The sequence below is a fragment of the Arenibacter sp. ARW7G5Y1 genome, assembly GCF_003201775.1.
Classification (GTDB): Bacteria; Bacteroidota; Bacteroidia; order Flavobacteriales; family Flavobacteriaceae; genus Arenibacter.
Genome location: NZ_QJJZ01000001.1, coordinates 223,337 through 243,980, shown reverse-complemented (window position 1 = coordinate 243,980; position 20,644 = coordinate 223,337). Strand labels below are relative to the sequence as shown.

At 38.8% G+C, this 20,644-nt stretch carries 18 protein-coding genes; 7 read left to right on the top strand and 11 right to left on the bottom strand.

All coding sequences use genetic code 11. The features are described from left to right. Positions 1-48 precede the first annotated feature (48 nt). The 3 genes from C7972_RS00965 to C7972_RS00955 are packed head-to-tail and all read right to left on the bottom strand — an operon-like array spanning position 49 to position 2,441. The gene (locus C7972_RS00965; RefSeq protein WP_110354338.1) at positions 49-1,269 is read right to left on the bottom strand and encodes a metallophosphoesterase; all 1,221 of its coding nucleotides are present in this window, start codon (positions 1,267-1,269) and stop codon (positions 49-51) included. Positions 1,270-1,283: 14 nt separating this feature from the next. Next, complete coding sequence (locus tag C7972_RS00960) at positions 1,284-1,880, bottom strand: CDP-alcohol phosphatidyltransferase family protein (RefSeq protein ID WP_110354337.1); 597 nt, start codon at positions 1,878-1,880, stop codon at positions 1,284-1,286. A gap of 51 nt (positions 1,881-1,931) precedes the next feature. Beyond that, on the bottom strand, positions 1,932-2,441 hold the full coding sequence (locus C7972_RS00955; protein ID WP_110354336.1) for a hypothetical protein: 510 nt from the start codon (positions 2,439-2,441) through the stop codon (positions 1,932-1,934). 350 nt (positions 2,442-2,791) lie between these two features. Here C7972_RS00955 and C7972_RS00950 point away from each other — a divergent pair, with 350 nt between their 5' ends. Next, a complete protein-coding gene (locus C7972_RS00950) occupies positions 2,792-3,646 on the top strand; it encodes an OmpA family protein (protein WP_110354776.1) in 855 nt (284 codons plus the stop codon). 465 nt (positions 3,647-4,111) lie between these two features. Then, entirely contained in the window at positions 4,112-4,504 is a 393-nt protein-coding gene (locus C7972_RS00945; RefSeq protein WP_110354335.1) for a DUF302 domain-containing protein, read from the top strand. Positions 4,505-4,507: 3 nt separating this feature from the next. On the opposite strand, the gene C7972_RS00940 is transcribed toward C7972_RS00945, so the two are convergent. Both C7972_RS00940 and C7972_RS00935 read right to left on the bottom strand, forming a co-directional pair. Then, positions 4,508-4,963 (bottom strand): DinB family protein, encoded by a 456-nt coding sequence (locus C7972_RS00940; protein WP_110354334.1) that lies wholly within the window; start codon positions 4,961-4,963, stop codon positions 4,508-4,510. 153 nt (positions 4,964-5,116) lie between these two features. Beyond that, complete coding sequence (locus C7972_RS00935; RefSeq protein ID WP_110354333.1) at positions 5,117-5,386, bottom strand: hypothetical protein; 270 nt, start codon at positions 5,384-5,386, stop codon at positions 5,117-5,119. A 250-nt stretch (positions 5,387-5,636) separates the two neighbouring features. Here C7972_RS00935 and C7972_RS00930 point away from each other — a divergent pair, with 250 nt between their 5' ends. Continuing rightward, on the top strand, positions 5,637-6,479 hold the full coding sequence (locus C7972_RS00930; RefSeq protein WP_110354332.1) for a universal stress protein: 843 nt from the start codon (positions 5,637-5,639) through the stop codon (positions 6,477-6,479). Between the two features lie 216 nt (positions 6,480-6,695). Further along, positions 6,696-7,409 (top strand): SDR family oxidoreductase, encoded by a 714-nt coding sequence (locus C7972_RS00925; RefSeq protein ID WP_110354331.1) that lies wholly within the window; start codon positions 6,696-6,698, stop codon positions 7,407-7,409. 2 nt (positions 7,410-7,411) lie between these two features. On the opposite strand, the gene C7972_RS00920 is transcribed toward C7972_RS00925, so the two are convergent. From C7972_RS00920 to C7972_RS00910, 3 genes are all read right to left on the bottom strand, one after another. Then, positions 7,412-10,162, bottom strand: coding sequence for a PD-(D/E)XK nuclease family protein (locus C7972_RS00920; RefSeq protein WP_110354330.1), 2,751 nt, complete (start codon positions 10,160-10,162; stop codon positions 7,412-7,414). A 316-nt stretch (positions 10,163-10,478) separates the two neighbouring features. Beyond that, entirely contained in the window at positions 10,479-11,819 is a 1,341-nt protein-coding gene (locus tag C7972_RS00915; protein ID WP_110354329.1) for an OmpA family protein, read from the bottom strand. A 425-nt stretch (positions 11,820-12,244) separates the two neighbouring features. Beyond that, entirely contained in the window at positions 12,245-15,364 is a 3,120-nt protein-coding gene (locus C7972_RS00910; protein WP_110354328.1) for an exodeoxyribonuclease V subunit beta, read from the bottom strand. A gap of 119 nt (positions 15,365-15,483) precedes the next feature. On the opposite strand from C7972_RS00910, the gene C7972_RS00905 reads away from it, so the two are divergent. Continuing rightward, positions 15,484-16,092: a superoxide dismutase gene (locus tag C7972_RS00905; RefSeq protein WP_110354327.1), complete on the top strand. Its 609-nt coding sequence runs from the start codon at positions 15,484-15,486 to the stop codon at positions 16,090-16,092. A gap of 561 nt (positions 16,093-16,653) precedes the next feature. Here the strand turns inward: C7972_RS00905 and C7972_RS00900 are convergent. The 3 genes from C7972_RS00900 to C7972_RS00890 form a co-directional block, all read right to left on the bottom strand. After that, positions 16,654-17,232, bottom strand: a complete 579-nt coding sequence (locus C7972_RS00900; protein WP_110354326.1) for a uracil-DNA glycosylase family protein — start codon at positions 17,230-17,232, stop codon at positions 16,654-16,656. Next, on the bottom strand, positions 17,232-17,903 hold the full coding sequence (gene rsmI, locus C7972_RS00895) for a 16S rRNA (cytidine(1402)-2'-O)-methyltransferase (protein WP_110354325.1): 672 nt from the start codon (positions 17,901-17,903) through the stop codon (positions 17,232-17,234). The genes C7972_RS00900 and rsmI overlap by 1 nt, the downstream gene beginning before the upstream one ends. A gap of 101 nt (positions 17,904-18,004) precedes the next feature. Next, entirely contained in the window at positions 18,005-18,691 is a 687-nt protein-coding gene (locus C7972_RS00890; protein ID WP_110354324.1) for a hypothetical protein, read from the bottom strand. 203 nt (positions 18,692-18,894) lie between these two features. On the opposite strand from C7972_RS00890, the gene C7972_RS00885 reads away from it, so the two are divergent. Continuing rightward, positions 18,895-19,539 carry a thymidine kinase gene (locus C7972_RS00885; protein ID WP_110354323.1) on the top strand — a complete coding sequence of 215 codons (645 nt, stop codon included), beginning with the start codon at positions 18,895-18,897 and terminating at the stop codon, positions 19,537-19,539. Beyond that, positions 19,532-20,638 carry an alanine racemase gene (gene alr / locus C7972_RS00880; protein ID WP_110354322.1) on the top strand — a complete coding sequence of 369 codons (1,107 nt, stop codon included), beginning with the start codon at positions 19,532-19,534 and terminating at the stop codon, positions 20,636-20,638. The genes C7972_RS00885 and alr overlap by 8 nt, the downstream gene beginning before the upstream one ends. The last annotated feature ends 6 nt before the right edge of the window (positions 20,639-20,644 follow it).

The following is a 20,644-nucleotide window of genomic DNA, read 5'->3' as shown; positions in this document are numbered from 1 at the left end:
CTCCAAAATACCCTTATAGTCCTGGTCAATTAAAGCTAAAAGGCCGTTTCACCCTTCGTTATCAAGCTCTATAAATGTAATTTCCGGACGCATCCCCAATCGGCCTGGAAAACCCATCCAGCCAAGTCCTCGACTTACGTATAGAAATTGAGGGCCCAAGTCATACAGCCCTGCCCAATGTTTGTATTTGTATTTTATAGGACTCCATTCCCTATTTTTAATATTGATCCCTGCTTGCATTCCATGGGTATGCCCTGAAAGCGTAAGGGCTATATTGGTCTTATCCAACACTTCCCCTCTCCAATGCGATGGGTCATGGGACAATAAAATCTTATAGTCGATACCATTCACTTTCCGAAGGGCCTTTTGTAGGTCCCCATATTGCTTAAAAGGTGGGTTCCCCCAATTTTCGACGCCCACGATCGCAATTTTCTCCCCCTCACTTTCAATACATTCGGCTTCATTCAGTAAAAGTTTAAAACCAATTTTGGAATGAAAATCTTTGATATCCTCAAAATTGCTTTTCCGCTCTTCCTCAGATTCCCATTTGCTATAATCCCCATAGTCGTGATTTCCAAGCACCGAATATTTACCCATTTTGGCGGAGAGCTGCCCTAAAACTTTCTCCCAACCATTTAATTCCCAGGCATAGTTGTTTACCAAATCGCCCGTAAAAAAAATGAAATCCGGATTTAATTGGTTTATGGTTGTAATGGCGCGGTCCAGTATATGATAACGATAATTGAAACTGCCCAAGTGAAGATCTGATATTTGAACTATACGCAATCCACTAAAGCTTGAAGGAAGCAAATCGGATTTAATAACCACCTTGTGTACCTTAAACCTGTATACCGCCCTGAAGACGGCATATACAATAACGAAGAATGGCAAAAAACCAAAAAAAACGCCCACTAAAGGAATGATCAGCAAGGATTTCTCCCCTGTGATCAAAAAATTTGAGAAATAAAGTATGGAAATAACAACTACAAAGATCAACTTGGGAATAAAGGACGAAACCGTTAATCCATATAAGGATGAAATAAGCAGTTGTTTTCTATAAGGGGATATACTTTCCAATCTAATTTTCAACACCAAAATAGAAATAATGAGCCCAATGGTAAAAAACCAAAAGGCGATATAAATAGTGTTCTTAATGGTAGAAGATTCAATAGGCTCCATGATAGATTTAAGCCAGTAGAAAGCCAAGGCATCGATCAATAAAATGGCAAAACACAAAAGGACTATGGCAAAAAAAGTGTAGGATCGCATTAATAGGGGTTTTACTATTGGTTATTGTTATTCACAAGCCGTCTTTTATCCTTCAACGCCCAGAAATAACCTTTTACATCCTCTACCCAGTTATCATACATAAAGATAAGTGTAATTTCCTCAACAGTTTCCAATACTCCCACAACAATCATGGTATAAAATAACCAATATACGGGTCCAAGGAACAACAGCCATAAAATAAATACCCCTTGGGTAATGGCAGATAACTTGGCCAAATACGTATGAAAGGCGGTGGCTTTGCCGTATTTCGCAAAGGCAATGGCCATCTGAATCAGGTATGGTACAAATACAATAATTATAAGTAGATAATTTTCCATGATAAACGTATTTTCAAAAAAGTACAATCCTACCAACCCAATAATAAGGGTCACTTGATCTCCAAGAGAATCGAGTTGTGAGCCCCTGGCACTTGTTATTTTCAACTTCCTGGCCAAAAAGCCATCAATGGCATCCGTACTGTAACTTATAAGCAACATCCAACTAAACCATTCACGTTCGCCAACCAAAATAAGGCCTAGTAATAGGGGTACGGCCATAATTCGATAAAAGGAAAACCAGTCGGCTATATTGAAGTCTTTAAAATTATACATAATTATTCATGCGTTTTTGATATCCAGAAATCAGAAACCCTATTGCAATATTTACAACTTTAATAACGGATTTAATTTTTCAATAATTTCACCCACGTACATGGGAGTTTCATCCAAAATAGATTCTCCCGTAAAGGCATCAACCCCTTCCATTTTGTAGGAGCCTTTGCCCGAGGTGGTTAGGACAACCATCTTATCCCTGTAATTCATGGTTCTGTCCATAAATGATTTAACCGCTGAGGGTGGCTTCCAATTCTCCCAGCTGTGGATCAATAATAGGGCATCATAGTTACTAGGATTTACACCTACCAATGCGGAGACATCCATAACCTTTATATATACCGACTTCGTTTTATAATAATCCACAATGGAGGTAGTAATCGCATTTTTAAATTCACTTCCCTGAGTGGCCAAAAGCAATTTGGAATTTTCCCTGGGAGAATTTACCTCGTATTCCTGTACATGATCCATAGCGTATTCATTTTGATACCAAAACATAAACACCAAAAAGACCAAAGCAATCGATAATAATACAAGAAGTATTTTTCTAATATTTTTCATAGAATTCTTTCTTTTAATATCCCGGCCATAATTGAGAAAAAAGTAAAGCCGATTCTTAATCCTTCTAAATAGTATTATAGGCAGCAGCCTATAATCCCTGCTAAGGATCATAAAGCTATGCCTTAAGCCTGCACCACCCTATGACCATTGTCAGTTATGCATGCAAAGCATACCATAAGTTTAGTAAGAGGCAGTTCCGGTTCAAGGAACCACTATGACGAAGCATTGTGAAGAAAGAATACCGTAACCAAAAAATAAAGGGCCATTGCCCTACATGACATATATCATTGGACACCTTTTAAATTGTGTCTTTCTTTATGGAACAACTATTATCCATAAAACTTATGACTATGAAAACACTACATCTCTATATATTGGCGCTTACCCTTTTTACCTCCTGTGTAAGTCAAAAAAAATATACCGCCATGCAAGACCGGGCACTAAATTGTGAAAATGAATTAAATACCAGTATGAACCAAAACAATTTACTGGAAGCCGGATTGGCCAACGAAAAAAACAAATCCAAATCCTTGGAGCAACAAATGGAATACTTCAAAAGTACCAATACAGATCTATTGGCCCGACTATCCGATCTTTCCGTTGTGAGCAAATCAGGGGCAGAAAGCATTAAAAAATCTTTGGAAGCCCTAAACGAACAGAATAAATACATAAAGAACCTTACCAGTAGCATGCAGCGAAAAGATTCCATTAATTTGGTGTTGGTGATGAACTTAAAAAGATCCTTGGACAATTTTGAGGATGAGGACATTAATATTGAGGTAAAAAAAGGAGTGGTCTACGTCTCAATTTCGGACAAAATGCTTTTCCGTTCCGGAAGCTATAACATAAGTAACAGGGCAGAGGAAGTGATAGGCAAAATTGCCAAGATTATCAATGACCATAAAGAACTTGATATTTTAGTGGAAGGGCATACGGATAATGTTCCCATTTCCACAGACTGTATGACCGACAACTGGGATTTAAGTGTTAAAAGGGCGACCTCCATTGTTCGGTTAATGCAAACTAAATTTGCGGTACAACCTATAAGAATGACCGCTGGGGGCAGGTCTGAATACGTTCCAAAGACTACCAATGCAACGGCAGAAGGCAGGGCAATCAACCGCAGGACAGAAATTATCATTTTACCCAAACTAGATCAATTCTTTGAATTGCTGGAACCCCCAACCACAAATATCGAGGGATAGGGAAATGAATAAAAGACTTAATAAAAAGTAGTAATCCCGATTCCTTTATCAAAAAAACAAGAAAAAAGCATCGAACTGATCTATGTCATTTCTTTTTTAATTCGATAACGATATTTTAGTACTAGTAAAAAAGCATTCGTTCATTGAAAGAAATAAAAATAAAGTTTCTAAGCAGTAATGCCTTAGCGACCATACTCCGGAGCTAAAGTAACTTCTTGAGCCTTATTACCCATCCCCTTGTAAGGATATTACAAGTGTAAATTTCCCCATCGGGATTGGGTAGGTGCAAAAGTGCTACCAAGGTCCGGACATAAAGGATTGGGATATATGGATATGCCAATCCTTTTTTTTATAAAGTCCAAGTAATAAAGGGCCTACTATACCTTTTTTACGGCATAGACCCATTTAAATGGCTTAAAAATCACTACCTTAAATACTAGATAAAAACACATTAATAATTTTATTATGGAATATTATTTTAATAAAACAATTGGAAATATACCCTTCGCCCAAGCCATCGAAAAAACCAAATTGGCCCTACAAGAGGAGGGTTTTGGGGTACTGACGGAAATAGATATGAAAGCTACCCTAAAGAAAAAATTGGACGTAGATTTCTATAATTATATCGTTCTGGGTGCTTGTAACGCCCCATTTGCCCATAAAGCTTTACAGGCCGAAGATAAAATTGGCACTATGTTGCCCTGTAATGTAATTGTTATGGAAAAGGAACCTGGACTTGTTGAAATTGCAGCGGTAAACCCCATGGCGTCCATGCAGGCGGTAATTAACCTGGATTTAATGGATATTGCGGATGAAGTGGGGAAGAAATTAAAAAGGGTGGTAGAAAAGATCCATTGAATACTAAGATCCATATTTTTTAAGGAGGACCATTTGACCGGAATGGTGTATGGTGTGGGATACAATCCTCCCAAAAGCCTCCGCCTTTGTCTTGGTCCCAAACTCCTTGGTGGTAACTGTGGTCTCCCAATCCTCCTCCTGTTGTTTTTCCAACACCGATTTAAGCATTTGATAAGAATATTCCACATATTCCAATAATTCGGTCCTATTGGTCCACTCTCCTGTATCCTTTTGGGCAATGACCGTTTTTGCAATTACCTTTACCTCCTGTGCCCCAAATACGTTCTTGGCAAAAAGCAATTCAACATCCCCAATATGCCTTATAAGAAAACCAATACTATTGGGCGCAGGCAATAACCTTTTACTTAGATCATCTTCCGTTAGGTTTGATAATTGGTTGGAAAACCGGGTCCGGGCTTCTTCCCATAATTCAATGAACAGTTGTGTTTTTGATTTCATTCAAAGTAATTTTAAAATATTTATTTAAAGTAAAAAGTTACTGAAATGATGCGGTATAAGTAAGTGTCTGGCCAAAACAAATGGTGGATACCTAATTTTCAAACTTTTATATATTTTATGTAGACATAAGCCATGTTATATTTTAAGGAATGCTTAGGCAATGGCGGTCTCAGTACTACCCTCACTATGTAAGTTGGGGCTTAACCTGGATAGAAATTTAAACTGTCCGATTGGATATCCAATCCTCCAAAGTTCTTGCTTTACCTGTTCCAAAGCAATAGGACTATAATAAAGAATAATGAGCTTTCCCGTGTCAATATCAAGGTCAATTACCCTAATATCCATAATTCGGCTAAGGTTGCGGAGAATCATCATCTTGTCCCTATTAGTGATTAGGCTGCCAATTTTTGCTATAGCTTTCATGAAGGTATGGTTTTATAGATCCCAATGACTACTAATATACAATTGCAAATTATCCCTCGAAATGATACATATCAGTTAACCTATATTTTTGGTTACATATAGCCTTGGGGTTTCACCAAAAATTCCATTTATCACCAACATTACAATCAAATCACCAATTGCACAACAGCTAAGCACTCCATTACTTATGACCAATATCATATTTATTATCAACAATAGCCTTTAGATTTAGCTTTTAAATAAAGATACAATGAAGACGATACTCTATGCTACTGATCGAAGTGAATATGCCGTGCCTGCTTTAAAATACGCCTACCAGATAAGCCGAAAATTAAATGCCACCTTATTGGTACTTTATGTTCACGAAATGGAACCTTTACGCGTTTCCGTTTCACGTCCGGCAGCCCAAATTGAATACCACGTAATCAAAGAGCAGACAGAGATTTTATCGTCCTATTGTTCCAAGCATTTAGGCGTTCCCGTGGATAATAAGGATCTACAAGCGGAAGTCATCCACAACGATTCGGTAACCAATGGGATTCTGGAAAAAACCAAGGATGTTGCAACCGATATGATAATTATAGGCAGAAAGGACAAACATACAGATCGAGGTCTTTTTGTGGGCAATATTGGAAAGAGACTTCAGGAAAAAGTACCATGCCCCCTACTAATTATCCCCAATGATACCCCAGACAAGCCATTAAAGACTATTTTGTACGCAACGGACTTTGAGGAAGCGGATATTTTGGCGCTAAAAAAATTGGTCCCAATGGCAAAATTACTTGCCGCTAAAATACATGTAGTTCATATATCCACTGAAAAAGAATATGCAGGAAAAGAGCAGATGGAATGGTTTAAGGATATGCTAAAACAAGTGGTTGACGATAGCAGCATAGAATTTGAGTTGATTTTCTCTGACAATATACAGGATAAACTTAAAGTACATGCCAAGACTATTGGGGCCGACCTACTAGTACTGTTGGAGCGGGAGGAAAAAGGCTTTTTTCAAAAAATATTCCATATTAGCTTAGTGGCAAAAATGGAGGAACATATAGGCATCCCTTTATTGAGTTTTAACGAGCCCAATTTATAAGGGTTACCACCAAAATGATTTCGTTAAATACAAAACGTCCGTAAAGAGACATCTACAGTATTACACGGCCCAGAGGTTGCTACTACCTGCCTAAGCCCACTTATCCATTAATTTAGTATGACGTTTTGTTATGAAGCACCCGGTTTAAGAAAACAATAACGCTTACTTTTTTATTTTCTCCCCTTATAATTTTAATTTCACCTAAAACTAAACAGCATGAATGATTTAAAAAATAAAGTAGCCTATATTACAGGGGGCTCCAAAGGAATAGGATTTGGAATAGCATCCAAATTATTGAAAGCAGGAATGAAAGTGGCCATTAGTAGCAGGCAGTTGGAAAATGCCGAAAAAGCGGCCAAAGAACTTGGCCCTGAAGACATGGTACTTGCCATAGCCTCGGATGTAACAAATATAGGTGATGAAAAGGCAGCGATTAAAAAGATCTTGGATAAGTGGGGAAAATTGGATGTAATGGTGGCCAACGCAGGAGTTGGACATTTTGCTCCCATAGATCAAATTTCCGACACTCAATGGCACGAAATGGTAAACACCAACCTAAACGGCGTATACCACTCTCTCAAGGCTTCCGTTGAGGCACTAAAGAAATCCAAAGGGTATTATATTACTGTGGCAAGTTTGGCCGGTACCAATTTTTTTGCGAATGGCGCTGGTTATAATGCCACCAAATTTGGGGTAGTAGGCTTTACTCAGGCCGCTATGTTGGATTTAAGACCCTATGACATTAAGGTCTCCACCATAATGCCAGGTTCCGTAGCAACTAATTTTAATGGACATGAACCTTCAAAAGAGGATGCATGGAAGATACAACCAGAAGATATTGGCGAATTGGTTTTGGATCTTTTACAAATGAATCCAAGGACCTTGCCCAGCAAGATAGAGGTTAGACCTACACGACCAGATAAAAAATAGGGCTACACTTCTTTTTCGGTAAACGGCACAACAGGATTGCCAATTTCAAATATTAAAGTTTTTAAGGATTCCATAAAATGGGCAATAGTTTCTTGGGTAATGGAATTATCCTTGTTTCTACTGCCCTTTTTTTCCTTTACGGCAAATTTGAGAAGACCCGAACTTAAATTTTTAAAAGATATAATCCCTGCCTCAATAGCATCAATAGGCTTCATGTTGTTGTACATTATAGCATAACACAGCAATTGAAAGGCCTTGCTATAGTTGTAATCCTCAATAGCGTCTTCCCATGCAACAATTTCAACTTGGGAACTGGTGACAGTTCCTGTTTTATAGTCGATAATTCTAATGACCCCATCCTTTTCATCTATCCGATCCAATTTTCCTTTTAGGGCTACAGGGAAATCCAAGCCTGGAACATTAATATCCATTCGCAGTTTTTCTTCAACCCCCAATATCCTAATTTGATGTTGCGCCACTTCTGCCATTTCCAGTTTAAGAAAATTTTCCACATACCGCACTACTACATTATATGCTATTAGATTTTTTCCTCTGGAAATATCGCCATCGGCAAAGCTTTTGGCAAAATGGCCAATCACTAGAGGCCTTACCTTCTTTTTCATTTCCAAAAGCATGGATTCCTTCAAATAGGTATTTATATAGGGCCTATAGAGATCTTCCAAGGTATCGTGAACAATTGTACCAAAGGTATTGTTGGCAACGGTTTCCTCTACCTCAAGAACATCGTCTATTCCCAATAGGTTCCTCTTATAAAAATCTATTGGATTCCTAATATAGTTGCTCAGGGAGGTAGGAGAAAATCCTTTTGCAGCGTGCGTCTTGATCAAATCCATAAGGCTTTTATCCTTGGATATAGTTTGTAAGACTTTAAGAGAAGGGGCAATTTCAGGTGCCGCGATGATCTCGGTGATATCCGCCAATTTATTTTCATCCGTTAACAATTGGGTCAACAACCTACTCTTTTCCCCGCCTTCCAAAACATCTGGTTCCGTATTGTACAACAAGTAGATGTTTTTTGCCCGTTGCAATAAGCGATAAAAGTGATAGGTGTAAACGGCGTCCTTTTCCTTATAGGTAGGAAGTTTGTAATACTTTTTTAGATCGAAGGGGATAAAGGAATTATTGGACTTACCGGAAGGAAGTATTCCTTCATTGACAGAAGTAAGAATAACGGTTTCAAAATCGAGCACCCTACTTTCCAACATTCCCATTATCTGTAAGCCTTCCAAGGGCTCTCCTTGAAAGTCCAAGGTTTCGTTCCTTACAATTTCCAAATAAAGGCTTTCCAAGGATTTTAGGTCATTGACAAATGAATATTGCTCTACCATGTCCTGAAGCTGGTTGAACAGGGAGTAAAATTTATACAAATACTCCAATCCGAGGGAGTCTTTGCTTTGGGTAAACCTTTCCCTAAGAATTTGGATAATTTGATGGCATTTATGTAAAAAAACAGTTCCTGGGACCTCCTCGCGAAAAAAAAGTAAACTTAGCAAATCCTCATTTCCTTCCCCTAAGGACCGTAAATTATCAGTCGTTATAAATGCCCAATTCTTTGTTCTAATAGCTTCACTTATCAGGTTAGCCTTATTTTGCTGATTTTCAGTACATAAAATCTGGATGTAAGGATGAGATAAAAAATCCAACACCTGCTGAAAATACCAGCCCTGGGAATCCTTTTTTATATGTATGGAAAGGTATTGGGAAAACAAACTGGCCAAAGGAGTATTCTTCAAGGGATATCCCATGGTAATGTTTACCGTATCCAATTCCGAGGGGATGGAATTTAAAACAGGATTCAACAAAGTTTCATCCCCTAAAACTATTGCAGTGTTTTTAAGTAGGTTGTTATCCTGTTTCTTAAGTTGTAACAAAAGGTTACCTACGTACTTGGCCTGGGAAACGTTTTTAGGCACCCCTATAATTTTAATATCCTTTTCGGATAAATAATTGCTTTCCACGCCCTTTAGCGTCTTTCCTTTAAGCCAGGGCCAGGTATTTAAATGTTGCCTAATAAAGTACCCGGCGTCATGTATGGGATCCTCCACAAAATAGCTGTCCCCATCCCAATAAATATCCGCTTTGGTCTTGTCAAGAATTTGCTGAATAATATACGATTCCGCGGTATTTAACGCATTAAAACCAATGAAAATATGTGTGTTGTTCTGGTTATTGCCTAAATAATCCTTCAGCTGTTCACAGGCCGTCCGATAAATTAGACCCTGATGTCCCAAGTTTTGGGCTTTTAGCAAATCGTTGAAAGCGTTATAAAGTGGTTCAAGATTATTCCAGAATTCAATGTAATTCGTTATTATCTCCGATTTTTCTTTTTGTAATGACCAATGATTGATTTCTTGGATATTGGCCAAATAAGAAAATATATCCTTGGTATCTACTAAATATCTATCTATTTCATTAAAATCCTGTAACAAGGTCTGTCCCCATTTGGAAAAGGTATAAAAGTTATCCTTTTCTGCGTATTCCATGGACGAATAAGCCTTATAAAGGGTAAAAAGTTGCTCCATACTGGAAGCCGTCTGTAGATTGGATATTTGTTCCACAAAGCCTTCAATACTGTATATTTTTGGCGAGAAAATAGTTTTATCGGCTGTATCGGCCAATGTTGTCCTTAAAATAGTTCCTGCCCTTTTACTGGGAAGTATTAAGATCAGGTCGTCTAAGGAGTCATAGGATTGTAATAAATCATCAACTACCTGTTGGAGAAAGCTTTTCAACTGATTCTATTTTATTTTAAATTAATAGGCAGACCCTTTAGGGGCAGGCAGTTATAATTGTCGTGGCCAAAATCCCCACAGTTACCAACAGGTTTCCCGTTTTCTATGGCACCTGCTGCAATACAGTTGTCTGCAATTACAGGGTAATTTAATTATAAAAAATAGAACCGAGGCATGCAGTCCGTACTAACATTAAAAATATAATAATTTTAGGTTGGGATAATAATTTTAGCCATTTATCCTTGAACTTTTAAAAACAAAAAAAGCCCCGCTAAATAGCGGGGCTTTTCGTTATAGTTTTAAAACTACTTGGAAATTACTTTACCAAGTTGATTTCAACCCTTCTGTTTTGTGTTCTTCCAGCTTTAGTATTGTTAGTAGCGATTGGCTTATCCTCACCGTAACCTACAGCAGATAATCTAAACTCTTCAATACCTTTTTCTACCAAGAAAGATTTAACTGAAAGTGCTCTTGACTCAGATAATTTTTGGTTCAAGGAAGCACTACCTACACTGTCAGTATGACCTTCTACAGTAAATTTAGCAGTTGGATACTCTTTAAGGATAGTGATAATATCAACCATTACAGAAGTAGATTCTGCTTTGATGGAAGATTTACCAGTATCGAACAAGATTGTTCTAGCATATTCGTTCAATTGCTTCTGAACTTCTTCAGTAACTTCAGGACAACCTTGGTTAGCTACAGTTCCAGCAACATCTGGACATTTGTCATCTTTATCCAATACACCGTCACCATCTTTATCTTGGTAAGGACATCCTTTGTTAGCAGCAGGACCAGCTTCGTTAGGACAAGCATCATCCTTATCGGCAACACCGTCACCATCAGCATCTGGACAACCAGCTAAAGCAGCAAGACCAGCTTCGTTAGGACAAGCATCATCCTTATCGGCAACACCGTCACCGTCAGCATCTGGACATCCGTTCATTTCTTTGGAACCAGCTTCGTTAGGACAAGCATCTTTGCTATCCTCTATGCCATCACCATCAGCATCTGGACATCCGTTGAAAATTTCAAGACCAGCAACTTCTGGACAAGCATCATCCTTGTCGTAGATTCCGTCACCATCGGTATCAGTTCCACCAAATTTGATAGCAATACCTGCCATATGTTGGAAATGTTTGGCCAAGTAATCTTCGAAAGCATGCTTGTAACTAGACTGTAATGTAAGACCTATATTCTCAGTAAACCAGATGTTAAGTCCAACACCACCATTTACTGTACCAGCACCTACTTCGTCTATCCAAGTATATCCACCACCTATTTCGATAAATGGATCGATTACTGTACTTTTTAAGAAATTATATTTTATTGTACCATCAACAGCATAGTGAGACAAATCGTCAACGCTTGTATCCCCCAATTTGTCAATTCGGTTCAAGGAACCTCTTGCCCCAATTGAGAAGCCGCTACCTACGTACTTGGAAACTCCAACATAGGAAATTGATGGAAGTATGTTCCAGTGGTCTGTTGCATTAAAGAATTCATTCCCAAAGCTACTATAATCTTCGGTAGGGTAAACGTCGATTGCGTTAGCTCCGAAACTTACTTGCCATGGGTTATTCTCGTCTTGCGCTTGTACGTTGTTAAAACCTACAAAAAGTAAGGCAACAACCAATAATTTGCTAAGATGTTTCATGTTCAATTTTTTAAGTTTAAGTGTTTATTAGCTGCAAATGTAAGTTGTTAAAAATTATTAACAAAATCATTCTCTTAATTTTTTTAACGTATTTCATACCAAAAAAGACGCATTTAATCGATATTTCATACTATCCCCACCTTGGCAAAAATAGTTATTGTTCAATCCAAGTCCAAAAAACCATTAGCTATAAGACCTTGTAGGCAACTTCTTGCTTTATCTTTAAACAACATGGAAAGAATAATCCGATAAGATAAATAATTTATTATGGCATCATATTGATGAATTTCCACCATAATTGGATACCATCTAACATAATTTTGGGCCAATAAATAAAAGGAGTCCCGATCTATTATACCGCAGTGAGCGCATTAAAGACCAAAAACGTCCTATTTAAACTTCTCCAATCACGCCTTTAGCACCCACTAGATAAAGTCTAGGGTAATATCATCATTGATATAGATAAGGATTTTGTTTTCAATTTCATATCCCATTGCTTCCAGAGCGTCTGCATAGGAATAGATTTGCTCATGGTATGCCGGATTCCTTTTCCCTGTCTTATAATCTATAATGGTAGCCTTGTTTTCCTTAATGACCAGCCTGTCCGGGCGAAGTACCTTTCCATTTTTGGTTAGGATGTCCTGTTCATTCTTTATAAGGTTTCCCTTAAGAAAATAGCCGCATAACTTTGGGTGGTCAACAATGGACTTAATCCTTTGTTTCATCACAAGACTGTCTCCATGGGAAAGATCGCCGTTTCTAATTAGCGTGTCAACAGCTCCTTCAATATCTTCATTGGTCTCAATTAATCCCATTATATGATGGAGCAAATTTCCCTTGCTAAGTGCTGTTCCCCGCTCCGTATCCCAAAGTGCGCCCGCTTTGGTCAAAATTCTAAATCCGGGTCGCTCCTTATAAGTGTATAAATGGATTATCTTTTCCTGATGTTCCCCTTGGCCGGAGGAATCGTCTTGCATTTCAAGGTCTCCGAATCGATAAGAGGTCTTGGCCTCTTCCCAAAGCCCCTTCTCCTTTAAATAATGTATAAACAATCCGGAATAATAATTTGGTTTATGTTCTCCCTTTTGGGTCAGATCTTTCTTGGAAATAACATAAAGACCCTTAACCGCCCTGGTCAGTGCTACATACAATAGATTAAAGGCGTCCAATTCCAATTTATGCTGTTCTTCGTTATAAATTGTTTCCGCAAGAGGACCATAACCTATAACCTCCTGTTTTTTGTTGATTAGTATTTCCTCAAAACCTTTAAACGAGATCGGGTTTACGGGCAGCCATAATTTTGCATCCCTTTCTTCATATATATTGGTATTGGCAAATGGAAAGATTACAATAGGAAACTCCAATCCCTTGGATTTATGAACGGTCATTATTTGAACGGCATCCACATTTTCGGGAGCGGTGATGCTTAAACTGTCCTTTTTCTTCTCCCAATACGCCAAAAAGACTTGGGTATTTGCCCCCTCCTTTTGTTCCACTTCCAAAACAACGTCCAGAAAGTAGGTTATATAGGCGTCCGAGCTGTTTGCCAATCCAAACTTTTTAATGGCATATTCCAAGCCATCATAAACCGAGGATTGACCTATAATATCTATATTAAAGCCGTAAGTTCCCAAGAGTAACTGGGGTACATTATTAATATTGGCGTTTATAAATTGATGTCTATTTTCAAGCTCTTCAGAAAGAAAGCTCAGTATTTCATAACACCTTTCCATCTCCTTTGGCTGTAGACTAAAATGCAATAAATTAATCAGGAACCTAACCTTTGGATTGCTATTTAACAACAAAGTTTCGGACGAAATGATAGGGATATTGCCCTGCATTAGAAAATCTGCCAACAAGATTCCATGTTTCTTCTTACGGGTAAGGATACAAACATCCTTTAGGGAATAGTTCTTTTGCAAAACCTCTTCCAAGGTTTTCATTACCAAATTACAGTATTCCCCATCTTCCTCTTGGGATTCCTCGGTATCAATAAAGGAAAGTTGTACCAAACCTCCTTTTTTGCTATTGTACTTTTGCCTATTGCCCTCTACAAACAATTTGTTATATACGGTATTCTCCAAAAAGGGGCTGGTAATCGTAAAAAAATCATTGTTGAATTTTATTACCTCTTCATGACTCCTGTAATTTGCGGGAAGATTTTCCGTGGATGGCGGAAATACAAACGGATTTTCCTTTAGGTTTATCAGGTTCAGAAACTGTTCCGCCTTGCCCCCTCTCCAACGGTATATGGCCTGTTTGGCATCGCCTACCAAAAGCAAGGAACCTATTTTACCTTGATCGTCCTGACTCTCCAATGCATTACCTATTAAAGGAATTAGGTTGTTCCATTGCATTTCGGATGTATCCTGAAATTCATCCACAAAATAATGACGATACTTCTCCCCTATACGTTCATAAATAAAAGGTGCCGGCTGGTCTTTTATTTCTTTGGAAATAATACTATTAAAAGAGGAGATGGGCAATAGGTCACGCTCCCTTTCCAGAGTTTTTATTTCATGTTGAATGGCACTGAGGACCGTAAGGGGCACTATATTATTATATCCGTTCTTAACCAAGGACAAGGCATTATAATGATCCTTAATCTCGTTGAACAGCGAAATAAACCTTGGGTGAAGTTTATCCAGAATATCTTTAATGCCTTGTGGACAGGTCTTGGCGTAAAGGGGATCGGTTTCAAATTTTTGTTTCCAACCGGCATTGAAATCCATTTTTAGATCTCCCGAGGCAATTTTGGCTATAAATTTTGGGAAATAGCCCGATTTAAAATTATTGAATTCCAAATTGTTATCCTCTATTATGGCAAGGGTCTCCGTGGCCCACGCCACTATTTTTGTCTCATGGGACTGTATTTGAAGCAACAATTCCTTTTTTAAACCCAAAAAGTCATCAATACCCTTGTCTTCAAGTTTTTTAAGGTGGGGAGCCTGATTTTCATTGAACAATAAAACCCCTATCTTTTGTAGGTCGATAGCTATATCCCAGCTTTTATCGTCATCAATTTTTTCCAAGGCAAAATCTATCAACACTTTGGTCAATTGCGTATCGGAACCCGCCTTATTGATAAGTTTGGCAATGGCTTCATCCAGTAATAATTTGGTGTCCAGAACCACCTCAAAGTTTTGGGGCAATTTTAAATCTTTCGCAAAAGTCCTTATAAGCCTATGGGTAAATTTATCAATGGTGGAAACATCAAAAAAGGCATAATTATGCAGTATTTCCTTCAGAACTCTTTTGGACCTATTTCGCAGCGTTCTTGTATCAATTCCCAATTCTTGGGAGATATCGGCCAGCATGGAAGGAATCTCAAATTCATCGGAGGTTGTGCCAAAAGCAAATAGACTGCCCAAAATTCGCTGTTTCATTTCGTTTACCGCCTTGTTGGTAAACGTAATGGCCAGAATACTGCGGTAGTTTCTATTAAAATCCGAAGAAAGGATGATTTTCAAATACTCTTTTGCAAGCGTATAGGTCTTGCCAGACCCAGCGGAGGCGTTATATATTTTGTAAGGGGCGTCCTGCACGGTATTTTAGTCGCAAAATAAGCAATATTAAACAGTTCTTAACAAATTATTAGTTGAATTTATGTCATAAAACCGTAATTTTGGGAAACAACATTTTTTAACATAAAAACGAAAACATTATGGCTTTTGAATTACCTAAATTACCTTATGCGTATGACGCTTTGGAACCACATATTGATGCCAGAACCATGGAAATACACCATACCAAGCATCACAACGGGTATACTACCAATTTAAATAATGCTATTGAGGGAACAGATTTGGCAAAAAAATCCATTTTGGATATTTTGTCCAACTTGGACATGTCCAATGCCGCTGTAAGAAACAACGGAGGAGGATTCTATAACCACTCATTGTTTTGGGAAATAATGTCTCCAAATGGTGGTGGGCAACCTTCAGGGGAGCTTGCTGATGCAATAAACTCGGCTTTTGGTTCTTTCGAATCATTTAAGGATGCCTTTTCCAAAGCCGCAGCCACCAGATTTGGTTCTGGATGGGCTTGGTTATGTGTTCATAAAGGAGGAAAACTGGAAATATGCTCTACTCCAAATCAGGACAATCCAATTATGCCCGGAACCGGTTGTGACGGATTTCCAATTTTGGGCTTGGATGTATGGGAACATGCCTATTACCTCAATTATCAAAATAGAAGGCCAGACTACATCAACGCCTTTTTTAACGTAGTCAATTGGGATAAAGTAGCCGCTGCCTACAAGGCCAACAAGTAAGGGTTACCAATAACCATTACGGAATAAGCAAAGGCTACATTTGGCCTTAGTGATTATTTTCGGGTGCTTTTTTCAAAGCAGTCGATGGAATAAATTTAAAGTCCGCTCGTCCAAAATTGGACGAGCGGACTTTTTTTGTATCCTAAAAATAGAAAAGGGTGGAGAAGCCTCCACCCTTTTCGTCCCAAATCTTACCATAAACTTAACCTACTTATGCTATGGCGATACTAAAATACTGGTATTGTGAGAAATAACAAAAATAATTATGACTTTTTATCGACGATTTTTTTCTATGATGGTAAAGAATTATCGTTAAAAGGAGCTAAAAAACAGTTAAAATACTGATTTTCAGCAATAAAAAAGGCGAAGCAAAGCTCCGCCTTTTTTCCCCAAATCTTACCATGAACTTAACCTACTTATGCTATGGTCCTCCAAAAGTAAACCAAATGAAGTGGCGTAAAAAAGGTTTTAGATAAACGCCCCAATTATAGGTTAAAATACTTTTGGGATAGTATTCCAGAGAAGAAATTCTGAACAAATGAAATATACACTTGAAGATAATCAGTAATGATCAAGGATTCTTTTAACCCTTTCCCGAAGTATGGGTATCACCTCCTGCTCGAACCACGGATTTTTTGATTGCCAAAACCTATTCCTGGGAGAAGGGTGTGGCAAGGGAAAGTATTTCGGTAAAAATTCGCGATAGCCTTTTACGGTTTCTGTCAAGGTTCCTTTAGCAGTCTTCCCAAGATAATAACCTTGGGAATAGGTCCCAATTAAAATAATAAGTTGCACGTTCGGCATACTTTTCAGTAAGGCGCTGTGCCACAATGGGGCACATTCCGGTCTAGGGGGCAAGTCCCCTCCTTTACCTCTGCCGGGATAGCAAAATCCCATAGGTACCAGTGCTATTTTGCTTTCATCATAAAAAACGGTATCCGTAATATTGAGCCATTTCCTCAACTGCCGACCGCTAGGGTCATCCCAAGGTATTCCAGTTTGGTGTACCTTGATACCCGGTGCTTGGCCAATGATAATAAGCTTGGCATCGGGATGCGCTGCAACCACAGGTCTAGGTCCCAACGGTAAATGGGACTTACATACCTGGCAACTTCTTATTTCAGATAATAGTTCTTCCATTATTTTTTGCCTGCCACCACAATAACGATCTCTCCTTTGGGTGGATGGTCCGTATAATGCTGCAAAACCTCCTTCACCGTACCCCTTATGGTCTCCTCATACATTTTTGACAACTCCCGCGAAACGGATACCAATCTATCCGGTCCAAAATAAGTTTCAAAGTGTAACAAGGTCTTTGCCAATTTATGGGGCGATTCGTAAAAAATAATTGTTCTAGGCTCTTCGGCCAATAAGGTCAATCTGGTTTGCCTCCCCTTTTTAACGGGCAAGAAACCCTCAAAAACAAATTTATCGTTCGGCAATCCGCTATTTACCAGAGCAGGCACAAAAGCGGTAGCACCGGGCAGGCAGTCCACTTCTATCTTATTTTCCACACAGGCACGGGTAAGCAAAAAACCGGGATCTGAAATGGCAGGAGTGCCCGCATCCGATATCAATGCGAGATTTTCTCCAGACTGCAAGCGCCTTACAATACCTTCCACCGTTTTGTGCTCATTGTGCATATGGTGACTTTGCATAGGGGTATCGATGTTGTAATGGTGCAATAATTTTCCACTGGTACGGGTATCCTCGGCCAAAATAAGATCCACTTCCTTTAGCACCCTGATAGCGCGCAATGTAATATCTTCCAAATTACCTATAGGAGTAGGTACAATATATAATTTCCCCATTAATTCTATTAAACACCGGCTTTGTAAACAACGGCTGGTGGCAAGTGACAAAAGTACTGAAAATCCATATTAACGATTTCCATTATTGTCCCTAAAAATTCTTACGCAAATTTACGGGCAATTACGTTCATAAACCGCTGTTCATATTCTTCCTTTCCTTCCCAATTATTATAGTCCGGCTTTACCATGTTTGTAATGAAGGAAATAGATCTCTCTTCACTGTCAATGGTGCTCAACTGGGACAAAACCCTGTTGTAATCTTCCATATTATTATTGAAGAGATGCTTTACAAATGCCAAGCGATCGTTCAAATCCACTTTCAATACCTTTTTAGCACTATTTTCCACAGGTTGGGCGGTGCCTACCGCTTTCACTGTTTTCACCTCCTTGGGCGTAAATAGATCCTTATCATTTTTGATAAGATCCGGTTTGTTGGTAAATTGGGATAATACCTCATCGATAGTGGTGGCTCCGGGCATCTCCGAGACCATATCCTTTATGGTATCTATACCTGGAATAATTATATCCTCCTTATGCGGGTTACTTTCCGGTACCGAAGAATTTGCATTCAGCACGGAGTTGGCCATGGTTTCAAATTTTGCCGCAATGGCATTCTTGGAGACATCTATCTCTACCTCATTCAATTGTTCCTCAATATATTTAAGGACTGCCAACTTTTCATATAATTCCTTGGCCGTATCATATAAGGCCGAGTAATCGCTTAAGTTTCTCGAAGTTATTATTTCAGTTGATAATTTTCTCAATTCCTCTTTTAGTCTCTTTTTCATCTGAATATATTTTATAATTAGTAGGGCCCCGATTGGGACAACAATATAGCAATTCCTTACAGGTAATAAATGGATGGTTAAAAAACGAGTAATCAAGATTACCAACTTCTACCAACATTTATACCAGAAGGATTATTTTTTTTATAATTTTATGCCTCCTAATAAAAAACGGAAAACAAATTACTTTCGTCTAAAATTACAAAATGTTTCTCGAAAATACTGTTAACCCTAAAGAACAATTCGGTTGGATCGAAGTAATCTGCGGTTCCATGTTCTCTGGTAAGACCGAGGAACTGATCCGAAGGTTGAAAAGGGCCAAATTTGCCAAACAAAAAGTGGAAATTTTCAAGCCCATGGTGGACAAAAGATACCATGAGGAGATGGTAGTCTCACACGATGCCAATGAAATAAGATCTACCCCTGTACCTGCAGCGGCCAATATTCGACTTTTGGCGGATGACTGTGATGTAGTAGGGATTGATGAAGCCCAATTCTTCGATGACGAAATTATTACCGTATGCAATGATCTGGCCAACAAGGGCATAAGAGTAGTGGTAGCTGGATTGGACATGGATTTCAAAGGCAATCCGTTTGGGCCTATGCCGGCTTTAATGGCCACAGCCGAATATGTCACAAAAGTTCATGCCATTTGCACTCGCACCGGTAACCTCGCCAATTATAGTTTTAGAAAGGCCAATAACACCAAATTGGTTTTTCTTGGAGAAACCGAAGAATATGAACCCCTTAGTAGGGCTGCATACTACAAAGCTATGTTAAAAGAAAAAGTGAGTGCCTTGGAAGTTACTTCGGAGGAAGTAGTGCCTCCTCAAAAAACATCGAATGACTAAGGTCGGAGAAACCGTTCTGGAAATTGACCTCAGGTCCCTGGAGCACAATTATCACTATTTAAGAACCAAGATAAATCAGGACACCAAATTCCTTGGAGTGGTAAAGGCCTTTGCCTATGGAAGCGATTCAATTGCCATTGCCAAAAAATTGGAATCCCTTGGTGCAGATTACCTGGCCGTAGCCTATACTTCGGAAGGGATAGCTTTAAGAAATGCAGGAATTGAATTACCTATCCTGGTACTTCACGCGCAAGAGGTAAGTTTTACCAAAATGATAGAAAATTGTTTGGAGCCCAGTCTATATTCAAAATCCATTTTCTCCTCCTTTTTAAAAATTGCCAAAGAGTTGGGCCAAAGGGACTACCCCGTACATTTAAAATTCAACACCGGTCTTAACAGATTGGGACTAGGGGAGAGGGATATGGATTTTATCATAAGGTCGCTGGAAGGAGCAGATCAGGTAAAAATCAGCTCCCTTTTTTCACATTTGGCCGCTTCCGAGGATATCAATGAAAAAGATTTTACACGCTCCCAGATTAGCCAATTCGAAAAAATAAGTTCCGCAATAATTTCTAAATTAAAGTACAGGCCCACTAGGCACATGTTGAATACCTCTGGAATAATAAATTACCCTGAAGCACAGTACGACATGGTAAGAAGCGGTATTGGACTTTATGGGTATGGAAACGAGGCCTCAGAAGATGAAAAGTTAATTCCTGTTGCCACTCTTAAAACAATAATATCTCAAATCCACACGATTGCACCCCATGAAAGTGTTGGCTATAACAGGGCATTTATTTCCAATACTTCCAAGGTAACCGCAACATTACCCCTAGGCCATGCGGACGGAATAGGCAGACAATATGGTAACCGTATAGGTAAGGTATATATACAGGGAAAACCCGCTCCAATTATTGGCAATGTTTGTATGGATATGATTATGGTAGATATAACGGGGATTGATTGCAAAGAGGGCGACGAGGTCATTGTTTTTGGCCCGGATCACAGTGCAGAAAACCTAGCATCTTCCGCCAAAACCATCACCTATGAGCTTCTCACCGGTATTTCGCAGCGAGTGAAACGCCTTTACATTGATTAGAATTTA